The following is an 18,668-nucleotide window of genomic DNA, read 5'->3' as shown; positions in this document are numbered from 1 at the left end:
GAGCCGAGTGGTGCGGGCGGTCGGAATCGAACCGACACTCCTTGCGGAACCGGATTTTGAGTCCGGCGCGTCTACCAGTTCCACCACGCCCGCAGCACCCGCGTCATCGCACACCTTCCCGGTTTCGGCCAGAGGGGTTTTCTTCGCAGTGCGGTCCGCGAGCGCTCGCCAGGAACGGCGCCGTATGGTCAAAGGGCGCCGCCCATCCCTTCCAGCCTTCCCGGACCCCTCATGATCCGTCGCCTCTACGAGTGGATCCTCGCGCTCGCGGGCAAGCCCTCCGCGCCCTACGCCCTCGGGGCGGTGGCCTTTGCCGAGAGCTCGTTCTTCCCGGTGCCGCCGGACGTGATGCTGGTGCCGATGGCGGTGAGCCGGCCGGACCGGGTCTGGTTCTATGCCCTGATCACCACCCTGGCCTCCGTGGCGGGCGGCCTCCTCGGCTACGCCATCGGCGCCCTGCTGTTCGACTCCATCGGGCAATGGGTGTTCCGGGTCTACGGCTTGTCCGACAAGGCCGCGACCTTCCAGGCCTCCTACGCCGAGTACGGGCACTGGGTGATTCTGCTGAAGGGCCTAACGCCGATCCCGTTCAAGCTCGTGACCATCACCTCGGGCTTCGCCCATTACGACCTGTTCTGGTTCGTGGTGCTGTCGCTGCTGACGCGCGGCGCCCGGTTCTTCATCCTGGCGGGACTTCTGGGCCGCTACGGCGTTCAGATCCGGGGGGTGCTCGACCGGCACCTCAACGTGGTGGCGGCGATCTCCGTCGCCGTCATCATCCTCGGCTTCGTGCTGTTCAAGGTGTTGCTCTAGACCAAGGTGATTGTAGACAGATGGACTACGCCTCGCTCCTGCGCCTGCGCCGCACCGCCCTCCTTCTGCTCGTCGGATCCGTAACGACGCTCGCGGGAGCCTGGTATTTCCAGTGGGGGCTCGGCTACGTGCCGTGCAAGCTCTGCCTGCAGGAGCGCATTCCCTACTACGCGGCGATTCCGCTGGCTGTCCTGGGCCTGGTCCTGCCTGCCTGGGCCACCCGTCTCGTCCTCGGCCTCGCCGCCCTCGGCCTCCTCTATGGAGCCGGGTTGAGCGTCTATCACGCAGGGGCGGAGTGGAGCCTCTGGGCCGGCCCCACCGATTGCGGCGGTGGCGCGGGCGCCAATCCGGCCGCCGTCGGCGATTTTCTGAACGCACTCCAGACCACCCGCGTGGCCGATTGCTCCACGGCGGCCTGGCGCCTGGCCGGGATCTCTCTCGCGGGCTGGAACGCGCTCATCGCCTTCGCCCTCTCGTCGATCGCCGGGACCGCCGCACTGAAGCGCTGAGGCTCAGTGCCGGTCGTCGGAGGCCGGCGGGAGGGGCGCCACCGCGATGCCCTCGTCGACGAGGGCGCGGGCCTCCTCGAGGCTCGCCTGGCCGTAGATCGCACGAGTCTCGGTCTCGCCGTAGTGGATCCGCCGGGCCTCTTCCGGAAAGCGTGCCCCGACATCATCGGCGTTCCGCGTCACCTCCTCGCGCATCGCCCGCATCAGGGCGCGCAGGCGCTGCTCGGGCTCGGTGAGTGCCAGTTGCGGCGTCGCCGGCGGCCCGGCGGGGGACGCGCCAGCCTCCGCGGGGGTCCCGACGGGGGCCGGAAGCGTGCGAGGACCGCGATCCGTCCGGGCGACCGAGGGCGCCATCATGCTCTTGCTGACCCGGACCGAGCCGCAGACCGGGCAGGAGACCAGCCCGCGTGCCGCCTGGGCGTCGAAGGAATCACTCGACGGAAACCAGCTCTCGAAGCCGTGTTCGGCCTCGCAGACGAGGGTGTAGCGGATCATGGGTCAGGATTTTCGGAACGCGTCTGCGGGCGGTGTCAGGTGGCGCGCCCCACCCGCTCGATCGTGAAGGGGCGGGCATGCTGCAGGGTCGGAATGCGGGCGCGGGCATCGGCCACGCGGGCGAGATCGATCTCGGCGAGGATCACCCCCGGCTCGGCTCCGTCGGCATCGGCCAGGACTCGGCCCCAGGGATCGACGATGAGGGAGTGACCGTAGGTGTCGCGTCCATCCTCGTGGTGTCCCCCCTGCGCGGCCGAGATCATGAACGAGCCGGTCTCGATGGCGCGGGCCCGGTGCAGCACGTGCCAGTGCGCCTCGCCCGTCTGCCTGGTGAAGCAGGCCGGCGCCGTCAGGACGGTGGCGCCCGCCTCCGCCAGGGCCCGGTACAAGGCCGGGAAGCGGATGTCATAGCAGATGGCGAGGCCGATGGCCGCCCAGGGCGTGTCGGCGACCACGGCGCAGGCGCCGCCCGTATAGGTCGCCGATTCGCGCCAGCGTTCACCGTTGGGCAGGTCGACGTCGTAGAGATGCAGCTTGTCGTAGGAGGCGGTGATCGCTCCCTCGGCATCGATCAGGAAGGCGCGGTTGGCGACCTTGTCGCCGTTGCGCACGGCGAGCGACCCGATCTGGAGCACGATGCCGCGCTCACGGGCGACGTCGCGCAGCGCCGCCAGCGTCGGGTCGTCGTCCTGGGCCGTGACCTTCTCGAACAGGCTCGCCTTGCTGCGCTCCACCAGAGAGGTCATCTCGGGCGTCTGGACGTAGTGCGCCCCGGCATCCGCGGCCGCGCGGACCAGGGCCACGGCGGCGTCGCGGTTTGCGAGCGGATCGCGGCCCGAGCGCATCTGTACGCACGCGGCCGTAAATTTGGGCGCGCCGTTCATGCGGCCACCAGGGCGTCGAGCTTGCCGGCGCCGTTCAGGGCATAGAGGTCGTCGCAGCCACCCACATGGGTCTCGCCGACGAAGATCTGCGGCACGCTCGTGCGGCCCCCGGCGCGCTGGACCATGGTGGTGCGCGCGCCGGCCGTCCGCTCGACGTCGATCTCGGTGAACGCGATGCCCTTGTCGCGCAGCAGGCTCTTGGCCGCCGAGCAGTAGGGACACCACGCGGTTGTATAGATCGTGACCGGCTTCATCGTCGAAACGCCCCATCCCAATCCGTACAGCATATAGGCGAGCCGGCGGGCTCTTCCTACTGCCTCGATTCGGTGGGGGTGCTGGCGGTTACGCTCAGGCGGCCAGAAGCTTCTCGACCTCGTTGACGAGGTCGCGCAGATGGAAGGGCTTCGACAGGACCTTGGCGTCCTTCGGGGCCTTCGAATCCGGGTTCAGAGCCACGGCGGCGAAGCCCGTGATGAACATCACCTTGATGTCGGGGTCGAGCTCGGTGGCGCGACGCGCCAGCTCGATCCCGTCCATCTCGGGCATCACGATGTCGGTGAGCAGCAGCTCGAAGGGCTCCTCGCGCAGGCGATTATAGGCCGAGAGCCCATTGTCGAACGACAGCACGTCGTAGCCGGCGTTCTGCAGCGCCTTGGCCAGGAAGCGGCGCATGTCGTTGTCGTCTTCCGCCAGGAGGATCTTCATCGAGCAGCGTCCCGTACCTTTGATTCGACGTGTTCTTTCCACAAAGCACCGGCTTGGTAAACAGAACGTTGCCAGCCCGTCGGGACGGGGTGTCCAACGGCACCCAGAGCGGCCTCGCGACGCCTCCGTCCTGCTGGACAGGCGAGTTGGCAAACCGCAAAGTGAGTCGATGCGTTGTCCCGTCCGCACCGAGGCGCCCGCGCCGCGATGACAGAGCCGTTCCAGACCCCCGAAGCGTCCGGAGCGGCGGTCTTCGATCCGCCCTTCACGGTGGACGAACCGACGGCGCATACCCTCCCCTTCGTCTTCAACACACCGCATTCCGGTGCGGTCTACCCACCCGCCTTCCTGGCCGCCTCGCGCCTCGATGGGCTCGCGCTGCGGCGCTCGGAAGACGCGCACGTGGACCGGCTGTTCGCCCCGGTGGTCGATCTCGGGGCCCCCTTGATGCGGGCACATTTCCCGCGCGCCTTCCTCGACGTGAACCGCGAGCCCTATGAGCTTGATCCGCGCATGTTCGACGGACGCCTGCCGGCCTTCGCCAACACCCGCTCCATGCGGGTGGCGGGCGGCCTCGGCACCATCCCGCGCCTCGTCGCCGACGGGCAGGAGATCTATCGCGGACGGCTGCCGGTGGAGGTCGCGGTCGAGCGGATCGAGACGCTGTACAAGCCCTATCATCGCACGCTGCGCAGCCTGATCCAGCGTACCGCCCGCCAGTTCGGCCACGCCATCCTCATCGACTGCCATTCGATGCCGTCGTCGAGCCTCGGGCGCGACGAGGCGGCGCGGGCGGACATCATCCTGGGCGACCGCTTCGGCACGGCCTGCGCGCCGATCCTGATCGACGCCTTCGAGCACCACCTGCGCGCTCGCGGCTACCGCGTGCTGCGCAACAAGCCCTACGCGGGCGGCTTCATCACCGAGCATTACGGCGAACCGAACGTCGAGCGCCACGCCCTGCAGATCGAGATCAACCGCAGCCTCTACATGAACGAGGCCTCCCTCGCGATCACGCCGGGCTTCTCGGAACTCGTCTGGCACCTGCGCAGCGTCGTGGCAGCCGTGGCCGCCGAGGTCCAGGGCCTCGCCCCCTCCCGGATGGCCGCTGAATAGGGGCATCCGACAAGAAAGATTTGGCAGCGGCCCGAAAAGATTTGCCGCTCGCATGCGCGAAAGTGACGGTTTTGCCGGCCCCATCCGGGCGAAGTCCGGTTAGAGGTAGCCCAGATTGTGCGCGTACCTATAATGCAGGGACGCCGCTGCCGCACGAGCCAGAGCCCATGACGTCTCGCATCCCCGACTTCGCGACCGTTCCCTACGCGGCCGATGCCATCCCGGCTCCGGTGCCGCCCACGGGCGAGCCCTGGATGACGCCCGAGGGCATTCCGGTGAAGGGCGTCTACGGCCCCGAGGATCGCGACGGCATCGAGTTCCTCGACACCTACCCAGGGGTGGCACCCTACCTGCGCGGTCCCTACCCGACGATGTACGTGACCCAGCCCTGGACGATCCGGCAGTATGCCGGGTTCTCCACGGCGGAGGATTCGAACGCCTTCTACCGGCGCAACCTCGCCGCCGGGCAGAAGGGCCTGTCGGTGGCTTTCGACCTTGCCACCCACCGCGGCTACGATTCCGATCACCCGCGTGTCTCGGGCGATGTCGGCATGGCCGGCGTGGCGATCGATTCGATCTACGACATGCGGACGCTGTTCTCCGGCATCCCGCTGGACGAGATGACCGTCTCGATGACGATGAACGGCGCGGTGCTGCCGATCCTCGCCCTCTACATCGTCGCGGCCGAGGAGCAGGGCGTGCCGCCGGAGAAGCTCGCCGGCACGATCCAGAACGACATCCTCAAGGAGTTCATGGTCCGCAACACCTACATCTACCCGCCGGCGGGTTCGATGCGGATCATCGGCGACATCTTCGCCTACACGTCGAAGAACATGCCGAAGTTCAACTCGATCTCGATCTCCGGCTACCACATGCAGGAGGCCGGGGCGACGAACGACCTCGAGCTCGCCTACACGCTGGCGGATGGGGTCGAGTACATCAAGGCGGGTCTGGCGGCTGGCCTGACCATCGACCAGTTCGCCCCGCGCCTGTCGTTCTTCTGGGCGATCTCGACGAACTTCTTCATGGAGATCGCCAAGATGCGGGCTGCGCGCCTGATCTGGGCCAAGCTCGTCAAGGAGTTCGAACCGAAGAGCGACAAGTCGTTGCCGCTGCGCACGCACAGCCAGACCTCGGGCTGGTCGCTGACCGCCCAGGACGTGTTCAACAACGTTACCCGGACGTGCATCGAGGCGATGGCGGCGACGCAGGGCGGCACCCAGTCCCTGCACACCAACGCGCTCGACGAGGCGCTGGCCCTGCCCACCGACTTCTCGGCCCGCATCGCCCGCAACACGCAGCTCTTCCTGCAGCAGGAGAGCGGCACCACCCGCATCGTCGATCCGTGGGGCGGCTCCTACTACGTCGAGAAGCTGACCCAGGACATCGTCACCCGCGCCTGGGAGCACCTGCGCGAAGTCGACGAGCTCGGCGGCATGGCCAAGGCCATCGAGGCCGGCATCCCGAAGCTGCGAATCGAGGAGGCCGCCGCCCGCGCCCAGGCTCGGATCGATTCCGGCCGCCAGACCATCGTTGGCGTCAACAAGTACAAGCCCGACGACGATCGCGCCATCGAGCTGATGCGGGTCGACAACGGCAACGTCCGCACCCTGCAGATCGACAAGCTGAAGCGCCTGCGCGCCGAGCGCAGCCAGGCCGACGTCGACGCGGCGCTGGCCGCCCTCACGGCCGCGGCACAGGGCCAGGGCAACCTGCTCGAACTCGCGGTCAGTGCGGCGCGGGCCAAGGCCACGGTCGGCGAGATCTCGGATGCGCTGGAGAAGGCCTGGGGCCGTCACCGGGCCGAGATCCGCTCGATCTCGGGCGTCTACAAGCGGGAGGTGGGTGGCATGTCGCCGGTGGTCGAGACCGTTCGCAAGCTCGTGGAGACCTTCGAGGAAAATGACGGGCGCCGCCCGCGCATCCTCGTCGCCAAGATGGGGCAGGACGGCCACGACCGCGGCCAGAAGGTCATCGCTTCCGCCTTCGCCGATCTCGGCTTCGACGTGGATATCGGACCGCTCTTTGCGACTCCCGCCGAGGCGGCGCGGCAGGCGGTGGAGAACGACGTCCACATCGTCGGCGTGTCGTCGCTGGCTGCCGGCCACCTGACCCTGGTGCCCGAGCTCAAGGCGGCGCTGACGGAGCAGGGCCGCGGCGACGTGATGATCGTCATCGGCGGCGTGATCCCACCCGGCGACTACGACGCCCTCTACGCCGCCGGTGCCTCGGCGATCTTCCCGCCCGGCACCGTCATCGCGGAGGCCGCCGTGAAGCTGATCGAGGAGCTGAACGGGCGGCTCGGCTACGCCGCCCGCCAGGCCGCGGAATAGGACGGTCCAGCGGGCGGTCCGTTCGCCCGCTGTGGCAGTCGGACGACAGCTCCGGCCCTCGACAAGACGCGTTAACCGACCGGTTACCATGACGACCTAGCGCCTGCATCGAGTGCGGCGCGCTTCTGCGCCGACCGGGCGCGGACCATGATTGTCATCGAGTGGGCTCAGATCGGCTGGGCAGCAGCGAAACCACATCTCGACCTCTTCGGAACCCTCGGCCTGCTGCTGGGATTCGCCGCCGGGATCATGCCGCATCGCCGCGGGATGCTCCTCGCCTCCGCCGGATGCGCCACCGCGTTCGGCCTACACTACCTGCATCTCGGTGCGCTCACCGGCACGGCCATGTGCGCCATCGCCCTCCTGCAGAACCTGGTCTCGGCGCATGCGATCGGGCCGCAGGGCCGCGCTCCCTGGGTTGGTCCCCTCTTCGCCGCGACAACCCTCGTCGCCGCCGGCCTGACCCTGGCGACCTGGAACGGCGGTCCCTCGGCCTGTGCCGGGCTCGGGGCCCTGCTGGCGACGGCCGCGCGCCTCCAGGGCGACCCGCAGGGTATGCGGCGGCTCTTCCTCGGCGCCAGCCTGTGCTGGGCCTTTCATAACGCCCTGGTCGGCTCGGTCTTCGGGCTCACCTGCGACCTGCTCACCCTGTCGGGCCTGACGCTTGCGCTGATCCGCCACCAGCGGCGGCACCCTGCATCGCAGGTGCTCCCCGCCGCCTGAGGTCATACCGCGACGGGCTGCTCCGTCCGCCCGCGATAGGACAGGGCCTCGGCGAGGTGGAGGCGGCGGACCTGGGCCTCGCCGTCGAGGTCGGCCAGGGTGCGGGCGACGCGCAGGGTCCGGTGGAAGCCGCGCGCCGAGAGCCGCATGGTCTCGGCGGCCGACCGGATCAGGGCGGCGCCCTCCGGGTCCGGCGCGGCGACGGCCTCGATCACCGGCGACGGGCAAGTGGCATTGGTGAACGTCGCGTCGGGATCGTAGGCCGCGTAGCGCGCAGCCTGCAGAGCGCGGGCGGTCGCCACGCGCGCCGCCATCTCGGCCGAGCCCTCCGAGGGCGGTGGCAGGATGAGGTCGGCGGCCGTCACCGCCCCGACCTCGATGCGCAGGTCGATACGATCGAGGAGCGGCCCAGAGATCCGCGCGCCGTACTGGGCGACGCAGCGCTCGTTCGGCCCCCGGCGGCAGGCGTAGCCCGGCTCCAGCGCCTGCCCGCAGCGGCAGGGATTCATCGCGGCGACGAGCTGGAAGCGGGCTGGGTAGGTCACGCGGTGGTTGGCCCGCGCGATCATGATCGTCCCGGTCTCCATCGGCTGGCGCAGGGAATCGAGCACCTGGGGCGTGAACTCCGGCAATTCGTCGAGGAACAGCACGCCGCCATGGGCGAGCGAGGCCTCGCCCGGACGGGCATTGATGCCCCCGCCGACCAGGGCCGCCATGGAGGCGGAATGGTGGGGCTGCCGGAACGGGCGCCGGTTCGAGAGCGCGCCGCCCTTCAGTTCGCCCGCCACCGACTGGATCATCGAGACTTCGAGGAGTTCCCGCGGCGCCAGTGGCGGCAGGATCGAGGGGAGGCGCGCGGCGAGCATCGACTTGCCCGCTCCCGGTGGCCCGTTCATCAGCAGGTTGTGGCCGCCGGCCGCCGCGATCTCCAGGGCGCGCTTGGCCCCCTCCTGACCCTTGATGTCGCGCAGGTCCGGCAAGGCGGCGCCCGGCGCGGCCACCGCCGGCTCCGGCCGGGCCATGACCTGGGTACCCTTGAAGTGGTTGGCGAGCTGGATGAGGGAGCGCGGCGCCAGCACGTCGAGGTCGCCGCCGGCCCACGCGGCCTCGGGCCCGGTCGCGGCCGGGCAGATCAGGCCGAGGCCGAGGGCACTGGCCGCCATGGCGGCGGGCAGGACGCCGGACACGGCCGTGATCGTGCCGTCGAGGGCGAGTTCGCCGAGAACGCAGTAGCCCGCGAGCGCATCCGCCGGCAGGGCGCCGATGGCCCCCATCACCGCCAGGGCGATCGGCAGGTCGTAGTGCGAGCCCTCCTTCGGCAGGTCGGCCGGGGCAAGATTGACGGTGATGCGCTTGGCCGGCAGGGCGAGGCCGGAGGCGATCAGCGCCGACCGCACGCGCTCCCGGGATTCCGCCACGGCCTTGTCGGCGAGGCCCACCACCGTGAAGGCGACGATGCCGGGGGCGATCTGAACCTGAACATCGACGGCCCGCGCCTCGATGCCCTCGAACGCCACGGTGGCGACGCGCGTGACCATGCTGGACCGATCCTGGAGCGGAAAGATCCGGCGACCCTAGGAGGCACCGCCCCCGGACACAACCTCTGGGCGCAGCCATCGCACGACGTCGGCAGGAACCTCACCCAGGCTGAGTGGTTCGACTGGGGTCAGAAACATTTCTCAACACAGCAGGGAGACACCATGTCGATCAAGCTCACGGGCCTCACCGCCCTCGCCCTCGGCCTCGCCTTCACCGGATCCGCCTTCGCCGACCGGAAGCCGACCCCGGAGGAGCAGACCAAGATCGAAGCCGTGCTGAAGCAGGAAGGCTTCACCAAATGGAAGAAGATCGAGGTCGAGGACGACGAGATCGAAGTCGACGATGCCATCGACGCCAATGGGAAGCAGTTCGACCTGGAACTCGACCCCAAGACCTTCGCCATCGTGAAGCGCAAGGCCGAATAGTCCACGATGCTCATCTGGGCCGGACCGCCGAATAGGCCTCGCTTCGACGTTCAGCCCTGACGGGTAAAATAGGTGCCGGCCGGCGCGGCCGAGCCGGCACCGCTCGGATTGAGCGCGCGCCACTGCGTCAGGACGGCGTCGCCGCCCCGGTGCATCTCGAACAGGTTCAGGCCGACATCGTAGAGCCGCGTACCGTAGGCGTTGACCGTGCGGCCGTCGCCGAAGGTGTGAAACGCAACGGACACGCTCTCGGCCGTACCGCTCGCCTTGCAGACGATGGTCTCGTCGGTCTGGAAGCCCTCGATCCGCAACAGACAGTCACGGTTGCCGCGTCCCGGAGCGATGTTGAGTTCGTAGGTGACGACGATCGGCGATCCGCCGACGGTGCGACCACCATCGTGCTCGTAGAGATAGCGGCCCGCCCAGGCTCTCGGCGCCTCGGGCGCAGCAGATGCCGCCATCAGACCCGCTGCGAGGCACGTGGATACCATCAGGCTCAAGCCGAACCGCCGCGTCATCGGCGTCTCCCTCTTGGACGATACAGGTCAGGGGGCGGACGTTGGCGCAGGGATCGGGCGATTTGCGGGCACGCCGCGGGCTGTCGCGAGCCGCCCTCCGAGGCGGATTTCGCTCGGAATACACCGCATTCGCTTGGAATACCCTGCATTCGCTTGGAATACCGAAAATCTCCGTGGAATACCCGGACTCCGCGTCGTGACCCGGACTCCGCTTGCATCCGTCGCGCGCGGCGGCCATATAGCGCTCGGGAGGTTGGCGAGGGACGTTTCACTCGCCAACCGGGTCAGGTCCGGAAGGAAGCAGCCCTAACGAGACCGAGCGGGTCTTCGTCCAGCCTCCCACCTCGATCGATGCCTCGGGCTCGCGTGGCGGCACCCTCCGACCGGAGCCGCACCAACCCAGCAAGGCGGCATGGACGCGACCTCCGGTCCTCTGAGCGACGCCGGGCTCCTGCCCGGCCTTCCCGAGCCGACCCCGGCCGCCACACCCTATCGGGTGCTGGCGCGCAAGTACCGGCCCCAGAACTTCGACGATCTGATCGGCCAGGGCGCCATGGTGCGAACCTTGGCCAATGCCTTCGCAGCCAACCGCATTCCCCAGGCCTGGATGCTCACCGGCGTGCGCGGCGTCGGCAAGACCACCACGGCCCGGATCCTCGCCCGCGGCCTGAACTACGTGCGCGACGGCCATCCCGATACGGGCCCCACCATCGCGATGCCGGAGCTCGGCCGGCACTGCCAGGCCATCATGGAATCCCGGCACATGGACGTGCTGGAGATGGATGCCGCCTCGCACACCGGCATCGACGACGTGCGCGGCATCATCGACGGCATCCGCTATTCGCCGGTCTCGGCCCGCTACAAGGTCTACATCGTCGACGAGGTCCACATGCTCTCGGAGAAGGCGTTCAACGCCTTCCTGAAGACCCTGGAGGAGCCGCCGCCGCACGCCAAGTTCGTCTTCGCCACCACCGAGATCCGCAAGGTACCGGTGACAATCCTGTCCCGCTGCCAGCGCTTCGACCTGCGCCGCGTCGAGGCGGAGACCCTGGTCGGGCACCTCGGCCGGATCTGCGCCGCCGAATCCGTCGAGGCCGACGCCGAGGCGCTGGCGGCGATCACCCGGGCGGCCGAGGGCTCCGTGCGCGACGCGCTCTCGCTCCTCGACCAGGCGATCGCCCACGGGGCCGGCCTCGTCAGCGCCCAGAGCGTGCGCGACATGCTGGGGCTGGCGGATCGCGGCCGCATCGTCGACCTGTTCGAGGCGGTGATGCGCGGCGACATCCCGGCCTCCTTCGCAGAGGTGCGCGGGCAGTACGAGGCCGGCGCGGATCCGGCCGTGATCCTGTCCGACCTCGCGAGCTTCACGCACCTCGTCACCCGCCTGAAGCTGGTGCCGGAAGAGGCCGCCGCCGACCCGACCCTGAGCGAGGCGGAGCGGTCGCGCGGACGCGACTTCACCAAGACCCTCTCGGTCCGGGTGCTGTCGCGGGCCTGGCAGATTCTGCTCAAGGCGATCCCCGAGGTGCAGACGGCCACCCGGCCCCTGGCGGCGGCCGAGATGGCCCTGGTGCGCCTCGCCTACGCCGCCGACCTGCCGACCCCGGACGAGGCCCTGCGCCAGATGAAGGCCCAGGCGCTGACGGGCCCGGCGGCGACCACCGGTACCGCGGCCCCGTCCCCCGCCGAATCCCCGTCCCTAGCCGTGCAGTCCCCCGCCGTGGCCCCGTCCCTGGCCGTGTCCCCGTCCCCGGGGGCCACCATGGCCGAGGCCCGCCCGGCCCTGTCGCCGATCCCGACCTTCTCCGGGGAGCCACCGCCGCGCCCTGCCCTGACCATGGCGGCCCATGGCGGCGGGGCGCGCCCGGCCTTGGCAAACCCGGCCTTGGCAAACCCAGCCTTGGCAAACCCGGCCCTGGCAAACCCGGCTCCGGCGCCGCAGCCCGAAGCGCCGCGCCTCCTCCGATTCACCGACGTCGTCGCCCTGGCCGATGCCAAGCGCGATATCGGCCTGAAGATGGCCCTGGAGCGCGAGGTCCACCTCGTGCGCTTCGAGGAGGGCCGCATCGAGTTCCGCCTCGCCGAGGGCGGGCGTCAGAGCATCGCCAACGACCTCGCCCGCGCCCTGGATGCCTGGACCGGCCGGCGCTGGATCGTCGCCCTGTCGAAGGAGGCCGGCGATCCGACCCTCGACGCGACCGCGCGCGCCGCCACCGAGACCCGCCACCAGAACGCCGCCGCCCATCCGCTGGTCCGCGAGGTCCTGGCCCGCTTCCCGGGCGCGCAGATCGTCGACGTGCGCGACAAGGCGCCCGAGGGGTCGCCGGCGATCGAGGCCGCGCCCACCGGGGAAGCGGAAACCGACGAGCCCGACGACGAGGCATAGCCTCCGGGGCCGTGGCGCCCCAGATGTGATCCATCCCAATTCCGGAACGAGAGAGGGCAGACCCGATGCGCGACCTCATGGGCATCATGAAGCAGGCCCAGGCCATGCAGGAGAAGATGGCCTCCCTGCAGGACGAGCTCGACACCGTCGAGGTGTCCGGTGCGTCGGGCGGGGGCGCGGTCCGGGTGACGATGACGGCGAAGGGCCTCGTGAAGGGCGTGCAGCTCGACCCCGCCATGCTGGTGGCCGACGAGCGCGAGATCCTCGAGGACCTCATCGTGGCCGCCGTCAACGATGCCCGCGGCAAGGCCGAACAGGTTGCAGCCGAGCGGATGGCCGAGCTCACAAAGGGCCTGCCGATCCCCCCGGGCATGAAGCTGTTCTAAGTCCGTCAATCCGGCAATTGAGCAACATCGATCACAATTTGGTCGTTGAAGCGTTGCCATAGAGCCGGCGGAGTGGAACGTTGGGTCTCCAACGTTCTCCCGCCGGCCGGATCATGAACTTTGATGCGCATCTTCCTCGGGTTACGCCGATACAGCCCAAGGTTGTACCGGGACGCTTGAGGGACATTGCACCCCTGATCGTCGGCTTTCTACTCCTGATCGCAACAGTTGCTGCGACAGCCAGCCTGGTTGCGGAGCAGGATGCGAACCGAGCCGAACTGCGTCGCAGCGTCCGCATTCGAGACGCCATCTTCACCCTGTATTCCGGCATCCAGGATGCCGAATCGGGTCAGCGGGGGTTTCTCCTCTCGGGCGACGAGATTTACCTCAAGCTCTACGAGGAGGCCGTCGCGAGGACGCCCGGTCGCCTGTCCACCATCGCGGAGGCCGTGGCACGCAATCCCGGCATGGCGGCGATCATCGCCCGGCTGAGCCACGCCGCCGAAGCCAAGGTCGCGGAAATGCAGGAGACCATCGTCCTGCGCCGCGCCGGCCAGGTCGAAGCGGCCCTGGCGCGCATGCGCTCCGGCGAGGGCAAGCACCTCATGGACGAGGTCCGCACGCTCTTCGGGGAGGCCCAGGCCGACAATTACAGCCGCCTGATCCGCCGTCAGGAACAGGCGGGCGAGGCGGCACGCCAGGTGCAACTCGCCGTCGCGGCGGCCGTCATCCTGGTGGTCGTGCTGGGTGCCTACGTGGTGATCGATGCGGGCCAGCGGCATCAGCGCACACTCCGTGCCCACGCCGCCCTGCAGGAAGCGAACGCCTCCCTGATCGAGGCCGCCGCCACCCGGGACATGCTCGAGGACCGCCTGCGGCAATCCCAGAAGATGGAGGCCCTCGGTCAACTCACCGGCGGCCTCGCGCACGACTTCAACAACATGCTGGCGATCATCATCGGCAATCTCAGCCTCCTCAAGCGGCGGCTGGAGCGCGGAGAGCATGCGGTGGAGCGCTACGCCGAGCAGGCCCTCAAGGGCGCCGACCGGGCAGCGACCCTCACGCATCGGCTGCTTGCCTTCGCTCGCAAGCAGCCCCTGGCCCCGGAGGCCATCGCCTGTAACCGTCTCATCGCCGCGATGTCCGACCTGCTGCGCCGCAGCCTCGGTGAATCCATCCGGATCGAGACCGTGGCGGCCCCCGACCTCTGGACCACGCAGGCCGATGCCAACCAACTGGAGAACGCGATTCTCAACCTGGCGGTGAACGCCCGCGACGCGATGCCGAAGGGCGGCCGCCTCATCATCGAGACCGACAACGTCCATCTCGACGAGGCCTATGCCGCCCAGAATCCCGGCGTTCCGGCCGGCCAATACGTCCTCGTGGCCCTGACGGACAGCGGGAGCGGCATGCCGCCCGACGTTGCCGCCAAGGCGTTCGATCCGTTCTTCACGACGAAACCCGTCGGACAGGGCACCGGCCTCGGTCTCAGCCAAGTCTACGGCTTCGTTCGCCAGTCCGGCGGGCACGTGGCGATCTATTCCGAACCCGAGCGGGGAACGACGGTCCGGCTCTACCTGCCGCGTCATTTCGGTGACGCCGCCGAGATGGAGCGCGTCACGCCGACGATGCTCCCGGAGGGCTCGGCCCGGGAGGTGATCCTGGTCGTCGAGGACGAGGACGGTGTGCGCGACCTGGCCGTCGAGGCCTTGCGCGACCTGCGTTACACCGTGATCCATGCCGAGGGCGCCAAGGATGCCCTGCAGATGCTCGACACGCATCCCGAGATCGCACTGCTCTTCACCGACGTCGTCATGCCGGAGGTCAACGGTCGCGAACTCGCCGAGGCCGTCCACCAGCGCCGGCCCGACCTGCCGGTTCTGTTCACGACGGGCTATACGCGCAACGCCATCGTGCATAACGGGCTCGTCGACGCGGACGTGCAGTTGCTGGCCAAGCCCTATACGCTGGAGCAGCTGGCCCTGAAGGTGCGTCAGGCGATGGTGCGCGAGGCGGCCTGAGCGATCCTGCCCGGCACGCCGGCGTGCCGAATGCCCGGGCGGAGGCACGATTTACCCCGCCATCAACCGGTCTGCAGGCGATAGCCTCGCATTTCACCGATTGAAGTCGGGCTGTCTTAACGGATGCCCGTGTCTGCTGACGGCATGGATGAGCATCGCCACGCCGTTCGAGCCTCGACGCATCTGTCCGGTCGTGTTGCCCTCGACGGGGCATCGGCCGAGACAACGCCCTGCCTCGTGCGAAACCTGTCGCCCATCGGGGCGCGTGTCGCGTTCTGCTCGGAGGTCGAGGTCCCGGACAGCTTCGACCTCTTCCTCGATCCGGGCGAGACCGCCTACCGGGCGCACACGATCTGGTCCAGCGGGAACGAAGTCGGCGTCCTCTTCCGCGAAGCGCGGGAGAATGCCCCCGAGGTCCTGTGCGACGATGCGCTGTGCGGCGAAGATCCTGCGACCGGTCCGATCCCGAAACCGTAGCGCCCGCATCGGACTCCGTGCCGGGACGCGGACGCTCGCGCGCCGCGCCCCGGAAGGCGAGTGCTCAGGCGGCCGCGGAGCGCACCGGTTCGGCAGCGCGGACATCCGCGTCCACGTGGGCGGCGAAGCGCTTGAAGTTCTCCTGGAACATCGTGACGAGGCGCGTCGCGGTCTCGTGGAAGGCGGGCTTGTTGGTCCAGGTCTCGATCGGAGAGAGCACCTCCGTCTCGACGCCCGGGACCGCGACGGGCACCTGGAAGCCGAAATAGGGGTCCCGCCGGAACTCGACATGCGCCAGGGAGCCGTCGAGGGCGGCCGTGAGCAGGCGGCGCGTGACCCGGATCGGCATGCGGCGCCCGGTGCCGACGCCGCCGCCGGTCCAGCCGGTGTTCACGAGCCAGCAATCCACGTCATGATCGGCGATCAGGTCCCGCAGCAGGTTGCCGTAGACGCTGGGGTGGCGGGGCATGAACGGTGCACCGAAGCAGGTCGAGAACGTCGCCTCGGGTGCGGTCAGCCCCCGCTCCGTGCCGGCAACCTTGGCGGTGTAACCGGACAGGAAGTGGTACATCGCCTCGGCGCCGGTCAGCTTGGCGATCGGCGGCATCACGCCGAAGGCATCGCAGGTGAGCATCACGATGTTCTTGGGATGCGCGGCACGCCCCGTGGCGCTCGCATTGGCGATGAAGTCGAGCGGATAGGCGCACCGGGTGTTCTCGGTGAGCGAGGCGTCGTCGAAGTCCGGGATCCGGGTCTCGGGGTCGATCACCACGTTCTCCATCACCGTGCCGAAGCGCTCGGTGGTGGCGTAGATCTCCGGCTCGGCATTGCGCGAGAGGCGGATGGTCTTGGCGTAGCAACCGCCCTCGAAGTTGAAAATGCCCTCCCGGCTCCAGCCGTGCTCGTCGTCGCCCAGGAGCTGGCGCGAGGAATCGTTGGAGAGGGTGGTCTTGCCGGTGCCGGACAGGCCGAAGAACAGGGCCGAGTCGCCGGCCTCGTCGAGGGCCGCGTTGGCCGAGCAGTGCATCGGCATCACGCCGGCCTTGGGCAAGATGTAGTTCAGGTAGGTGAAGACCGACTTCTTCATTTCGCCGGCATAGGCCGAGCCGCCGATGAGGACGAGCTTGCGCGCGAAGTCGATGGCGATCACCGTCTTCGAGCGGCAGCCGTGGCGGTGCGGCTCAGCCTGGAAGCTCGGCAGGTCGATGATCGTCAGCTCGGGGACGTAGCCCGCGAGCGACGCGCGATCCGGCCGGATCAGCAGGTTCCGGATGAACAGGGAGTGCCAGGCGAGCTCCGTGTACACCCGTGCGTTGACGCCGTGCGAGGGGTCGGCGCCGCCGCGCAGGTCCTGGGCGAAGAGCTCGCGACCCTCCGCATGGGCGAGGAAATCAGCGTACAGGGTCTCGAACTGCTCGGGCGTGATCGCGCCGTTGTTGTCCCACCAGATCTCGTTCTCCGTGGCGTCGTCGCGCACCACGAACTTGTCCTTGGGCGAGCGGCCGGTGTGAGACCCGGTGGTGGCCACGAAGGCACCACCCCGGGCGAGCTGGCCCTCGCCACGCGCCAGAGCCTCTTCGTAGAGGCGGGGAACCTCGAGGTTCCAGTGAACCGCCTTCAGGTTGCGCAGCCCGATGGCTTCGGAACCGTGCGCTGCATTGAACGGGCCAATATTCGTCACGCTCATCTCTCCTCGGGCACCTGATCGCGTCGCCACCCATGACGGGAGCCCTGCCGGCTCTCCGTATTCGTTCGGATCTCGAGCGTCCGCGTGGTTGGTCAGGTCCACCGCGCGCAGGTTCACCGCTCGAGTTCCGCGCCTCTCCTGCATAGAGACGGCACCGTTGCCGTCAATCCGCCTGTTGGCCAACAAAAAGTCTTACATGACCAGGATGAGCGCCCGAGCGCCCCCGTGAACCGGGCCGGCGCGACAAGCTTTTCGGCGCGTTTCCGGAACGCCGGGGGCGAAATTCCGGGCCGGAAACCCTATGTCAGGCGGTGCGGAACAGCCGGGCGCGCCGGAGCTGCACCGTCTCATCCGCCTACCGCTCCGCCGTCCGCCGCGTGGGCGTCCCCACCGTCACGAGAATTTGCGTCCATGGCACAAGCCGTCGCCGGTCCCGAGATCGAGCGCCTGATCCAGCTTCTGGCCCGCATGCCGGGCCTGGGGCCCCGCTCCGCCCGCCGCGCCGCCCTGCAGCTCATCAAGAAGCGCGAGACGCTGCTGGCGCCCCTGGCGGACGCGATGCGGGTGGCGTCGGAACGCATCGTCGTGTGCCAGGCCTGCGGCAACGTCGATACGCGCGATCCCTGCACGATCTGCTGCGACGCGGCGCGCGACCCGGCCACCCTGGTGGTGGTGGAGGACGTCTCGGACCTCTGGGCCCTGGAGCGCTCCGGCGCGGTGACGGCCCGCTACCACGTCCTCGGCGGCGTGCTCTCGGCCCTCGACGGCGTGCGGCCCGAGCACCTCAACCTCGACAGCCTCGTGGCCCGCGCCGCCGACCCGGCCATGCGGGAGATCATCCTGGCTCTCAACGCCACCGTCGACGGGCAGACGACGGCCCACTACGTCACCGAGTCCCTGAAGGCGCACGGCCTCAAGGTGACCCGCCTCGCCCACGGCGTCCCGGTCGGCGGCGAGCTCGACTACCTCGACGAGGGCACCCTCACCGCCGCGATCCGCAGCCGCACGCCGTTCTGACTCCGGAACGCGCAGGCCTGGTATTTGACCGGCCTCCGGTGCACCCGTATCTGCGGGGGCTCAAGGCCGCCGCCCGCCCCGCACCCGTTTCAAGTCCGATCGCCCCATGACCATCCGCCCCCTCGTGATCCTGCCCGATGCGCGCTTGCGCCTTGCCTCCGCGCCGGTCGGCCCCGTGACCGACGAGATCCGGACGCTCGCCGCCGACATGCTGGAGACCATGTACGACGCCCCCGGCGTCGGCCTCGCGGCGATCCAGATCGGCGTGCCGAAGCGGATCGTCACCATCGACACCTCGAAGGACGAGAACGACCGCCAGCCTCAGGTCTTCCTCAACCCCGAGATCGTCTGGGCCTCGGAGGAGAAGCGGATCTACGATGAGGGATGCCTGTCGATCCCCGAATTCTACGGGGAGGTCGAGCGGCCCGACCGCGTGCGCGTCCGCTTCCGCGACCTCGACGGCCGGGAGCAGGAGATCGAGGCCGACGGGCTGCTGGCGACCTGCATCCAGCACGAGATCGACCACCTCGACGGGGTGCTGTTCATCGACCACCTGTCGAAGCTGAAGCGCGACCGGGTGGTGAAGAAGTTCGCCAAGGCGGCCAAGCGCGGCGACGTCTGAGACCGGGTGCGG

At 69.1% G+C, this 18,668-nt stretch carries 19 protein-coding genes, 1 tRNA gene and 1 other RNA gene; 13 read left to right on the top strand and 8 right to left on the bottom strand.

Translation table 11 applies throughout. The features are described 5' to 3' along the window. Positions 1-8: 8 nt before the first annotated feature. A tRNA-Leu gene (locus ASF58_RS05000) sits at positions 9-93 on the bottom strand. Positions 94-231: 138 nt separating this feature from the next. On the opposite strand from ASF58_RS05000, the gene ASF58_RS04995 reads away from it, so the two are divergent. Together ASF58_RS04995 and ASF58_RS04990 are read left to right on the top strand one after the other, a co-directional pair. Next, complete coding sequence (locus ASF58_RS04995; protein WP_055947995.1) at positions 232-813, top strand: YqaA family protein; 582 nt, start codon at positions 232-234, stop codon at positions 811-813. Positions 814-833: 20 nt separating this feature from the next. Beyond that, positions 834-1,322, top strand: coding sequence for a disulfide bond formation protein B (locus ASF58_RS04990; protein WP_055947992.1), 489 nt, complete (start codon positions 834-836; stop codon positions 1,320-1,322). Between the two features lie 3 nt (positions 1,323-1,325). On the opposite strand, the gene ASF58_RS04985 is transcribed toward ASF58_RS04990, so the two are convergent. From ASF58_RS04985 to ASF58_RS04970, 4 genes are all read right to left on the bottom strand, one after another. Next, positions 1,326-1,817, bottom strand: a complete 492-nt coding sequence (locus tag ASF58_RS04985) for a DUF1178 family protein (protein WP_055947989.1) — start codon at positions 1,815-1,817, stop codon at positions 1,326-1,328. A 35-nt stretch (positions 1,818-1,852) separates the two neighbouring features. Then, the gene (locus ASF58_RS04980; RefSeq protein ID WP_055947986.1) at positions 1,853-2,701 is read right to left on the bottom strand and encodes a carbon-nitrogen hydrolase family protein; all 849 of its coding nucleotides are present in this window, start codon (positions 2,699-2,701) and stop codon (positions 1,853-1,855) included. Then, positions 2,698-2,955 carry a glutaredoxin 3 gene (gene grxC / locus ASF58_RS04975; RefSeq protein WP_055947982.1) on the bottom strand — a complete coding sequence of 86 codons (258 nt, stop codon included), beginning with the start codon at positions 2,953-2,955 and terminating at the stop codon, positions 2,698-2,700. Before grxC ends, ASF58_RS04980 begins: the two co-directional genes overlap by 4 nt. A gap of 94 nt (positions 2,956-3,049) precedes the next feature. After that, a complete protein-coding gene (locus ASF58_RS04970) occupies positions 3,050-3,406 on the bottom strand; it encodes a response regulator (protein ID WP_003603128.1) in 357 nt (118 codons plus the stop codon). A 207-nt stretch (positions 3,407-3,613) separates the two neighbouring features. Here ASF58_RS04970 and ASF58_RS04965 point away from each other — a divergent pair, with 207 nt between their 5' ends. From ASF58_RS04965 to ASF58_RS04955, 3 genes are all read left to right on the top strand, one after another. After that, on the top strand, positions 3,614-4,522 hold the full coding sequence (locus tag ASF58_RS04965; RefSeq protein WP_055947980.1) for an N-formylglutamate amidohydrolase: 909 nt from the start codon (positions 3,614-3,616) through the stop codon (positions 4,520-4,522). A gap of 167 nt (positions 4,523-4,689) precedes the next feature. Next, the gene (scpA, locus tag ASF58_RS04960) at positions 4,690-6,855 is read left to right on the top strand and encodes a methylmalonyl-CoA mutase (protein WP_055947976.1); all 2,166 of its coding nucleotides are present in this window, start codon (positions 4,690-4,692) and stop codon (positions 6,853-6,855) included. A 147-nt stretch (positions 6,856-7,002) separates the two neighbouring features. After that, positions 7,003-7,578 (top strand): YgjV family protein, encoded by a 576-nt coding sequence (locus ASF58_RS04955; protein ID WP_055947973.1) that lies wholly within the window; start codon positions 7,003-7,005, stop codon positions 7,576-7,578. Positions 7,579-7,580: 2 nt separating this feature from the next. Here ASF58_RS04955 and ASF58_RS04950 read toward each other — a convergent pair whose 3' ends face one another. Further along, positions 7,581-9,116, bottom strand: a complete 1,536-nt coding sequence (locus ASF58_RS04950) for a YifB family Mg chelatase-like AAA ATPase (RefSeq protein ID WP_055947970.1) — start codon at positions 9,114-9,116, stop codon at positions 7,581-7,583. Positions 9,117-9,278: 162 nt separating this feature from the next. Here ASF58_RS04950 and ASF58_RS04945 point away from each other — a divergent pair, with 162 nt between their 5' ends. Beyond that, entirely contained in the window at positions 9,279-9,542 is a 264-nt protein-coding gene (locus tag ASF58_RS04945) for a PepSY domain-containing protein (protein WP_103708487.1), read from the top strand. A gap of 50 nt (positions 9,543-9,592) precedes the next feature. Here ASF58_RS04945 and ASF58_RS04940 read toward each other — a convergent pair whose 3' ends face one another. Beyond that, entirely contained in the window at positions 9,593-10,060 is a 468-nt protein-coding gene (locus tag ASF58_RS04940; protein WP_055947968.1) for a DUF5991 domain-containing protein, read from the bottom strand. Between the two features lie 247 nt (positions 10,061-10,307). On the opposite strand from ASF58_RS04940, the gene ffs reads away from it, so the two are divergent. From ffs to ASF58_RS04920, 5 genes are all read left to right on the top strand, one after another. Continuing rightward, positions 10,308-10,404, top strand: an RNA gene (gene ffs / locus ASF58_RS24730) — signal recognition particle sRNA small type. A 68-nt stretch (positions 10,405-10,472) separates the two neighbouring features. Further along, positions 10,473-12,446 carry a DNA polymerase III subunit gamma/tau gene (locus tag ASF58_RS04935; protein WP_055947965.1) on the top strand — a complete coding sequence of 658 codons (1,974 nt, stop codon included), beginning with the start codon at positions 10,473-10,475 and terminating at the stop codon, positions 12,444-12,446. A 65-nt stretch (positions 12,447-12,511) separates the two neighbouring features. Then, on the top strand, positions 12,512-12,832 hold the full coding sequence (locus tag ASF58_RS04930; protein ID WP_055947962.1) for a YbaB/EbfC family nucleoid-associated protein: 321 nt from the start codon (positions 12,512-12,514) through the stop codon (positions 12,830-12,832). A gap of 176 nt (positions 12,833-13,008) precedes the next feature. Continuing rightward, the gene (locus ASF58_RS04925; protein WP_055947959.1) at positions 13,009-14,853 is read left to right on the top strand and encodes a CHASE3 domain-containing protein; all 1,845 of its coding nucleotides are present in this window, start codon (positions 13,009-13,011) and stop codon (positions 14,851-14,853) included. A 129-nt stretch (positions 14,854-14,982) separates the two neighbouring features. Then, on the top strand, positions 14,983-15,330 hold the full coding sequence (locus tag ASF58_RS04920; protein ID WP_156375522.1) for a hypothetical protein: 348 nt from the start codon (positions 14,983-14,985) through the stop codon (positions 15,328-15,330). A gap of 64 nt (positions 15,331-15,394) precedes the next feature. Here ASF58_RS04920 and ASF58_RS04915 read toward each other — a convergent pair whose 3' ends face one another. Further along, entirely contained in the window at positions 15,395-17,011 is a 1,617-nt protein-coding gene (locus tag ASF58_RS04915) for a phosphoenolpyruvate carboxykinase (RefSeq protein WP_055948882.1), read from the bottom strand. Between the two features lie 417 nt (positions 17,012-17,428). On the opposite strand from ASF58_RS04915, the gene recR reads away from it, so the two are divergent. Together recR and ASF58_RS04905 are read left to right on the top strand one after the other, a co-directional pair. Next, positions 17,429-18,034 (top strand): recombination mediator RecR, encoded by a 606-nt coding sequence (recR, locus tag ASF58_RS04910; protein ID WP_055947953.1) that lies wholly within the window; start codon positions 17,429-17,431, stop codon positions 18,032-18,034. 106 nt (positions 18,035-18,140) lie between these two features. Next, positions 18,141-18,656, top strand: a complete 516-nt coding sequence (locus tag ASF58_RS04905; RefSeq protein ID WP_055947950.1) for a peptide deformylase — start codon at positions 18,141-18,143, stop codon at positions 18,654-18,656. Positions 18,657-18,668 lie beyond the last annotated feature (12 nt).

Source organism: Methylobacterium sp. Leaf125 (genome assembly GCF_001423085.1).
Classification (GTDB): Bacteria; Pseudomonadota; Alphaproteobacteria; order Rhizobiales; family Beijerinckiaceae; genus Methylobacterium.
The sequence above is the reverse complement of the archived record's forward strand: the minus strand, read 5'-3'. Positions and strand labels throughout refer to the sequence as shown.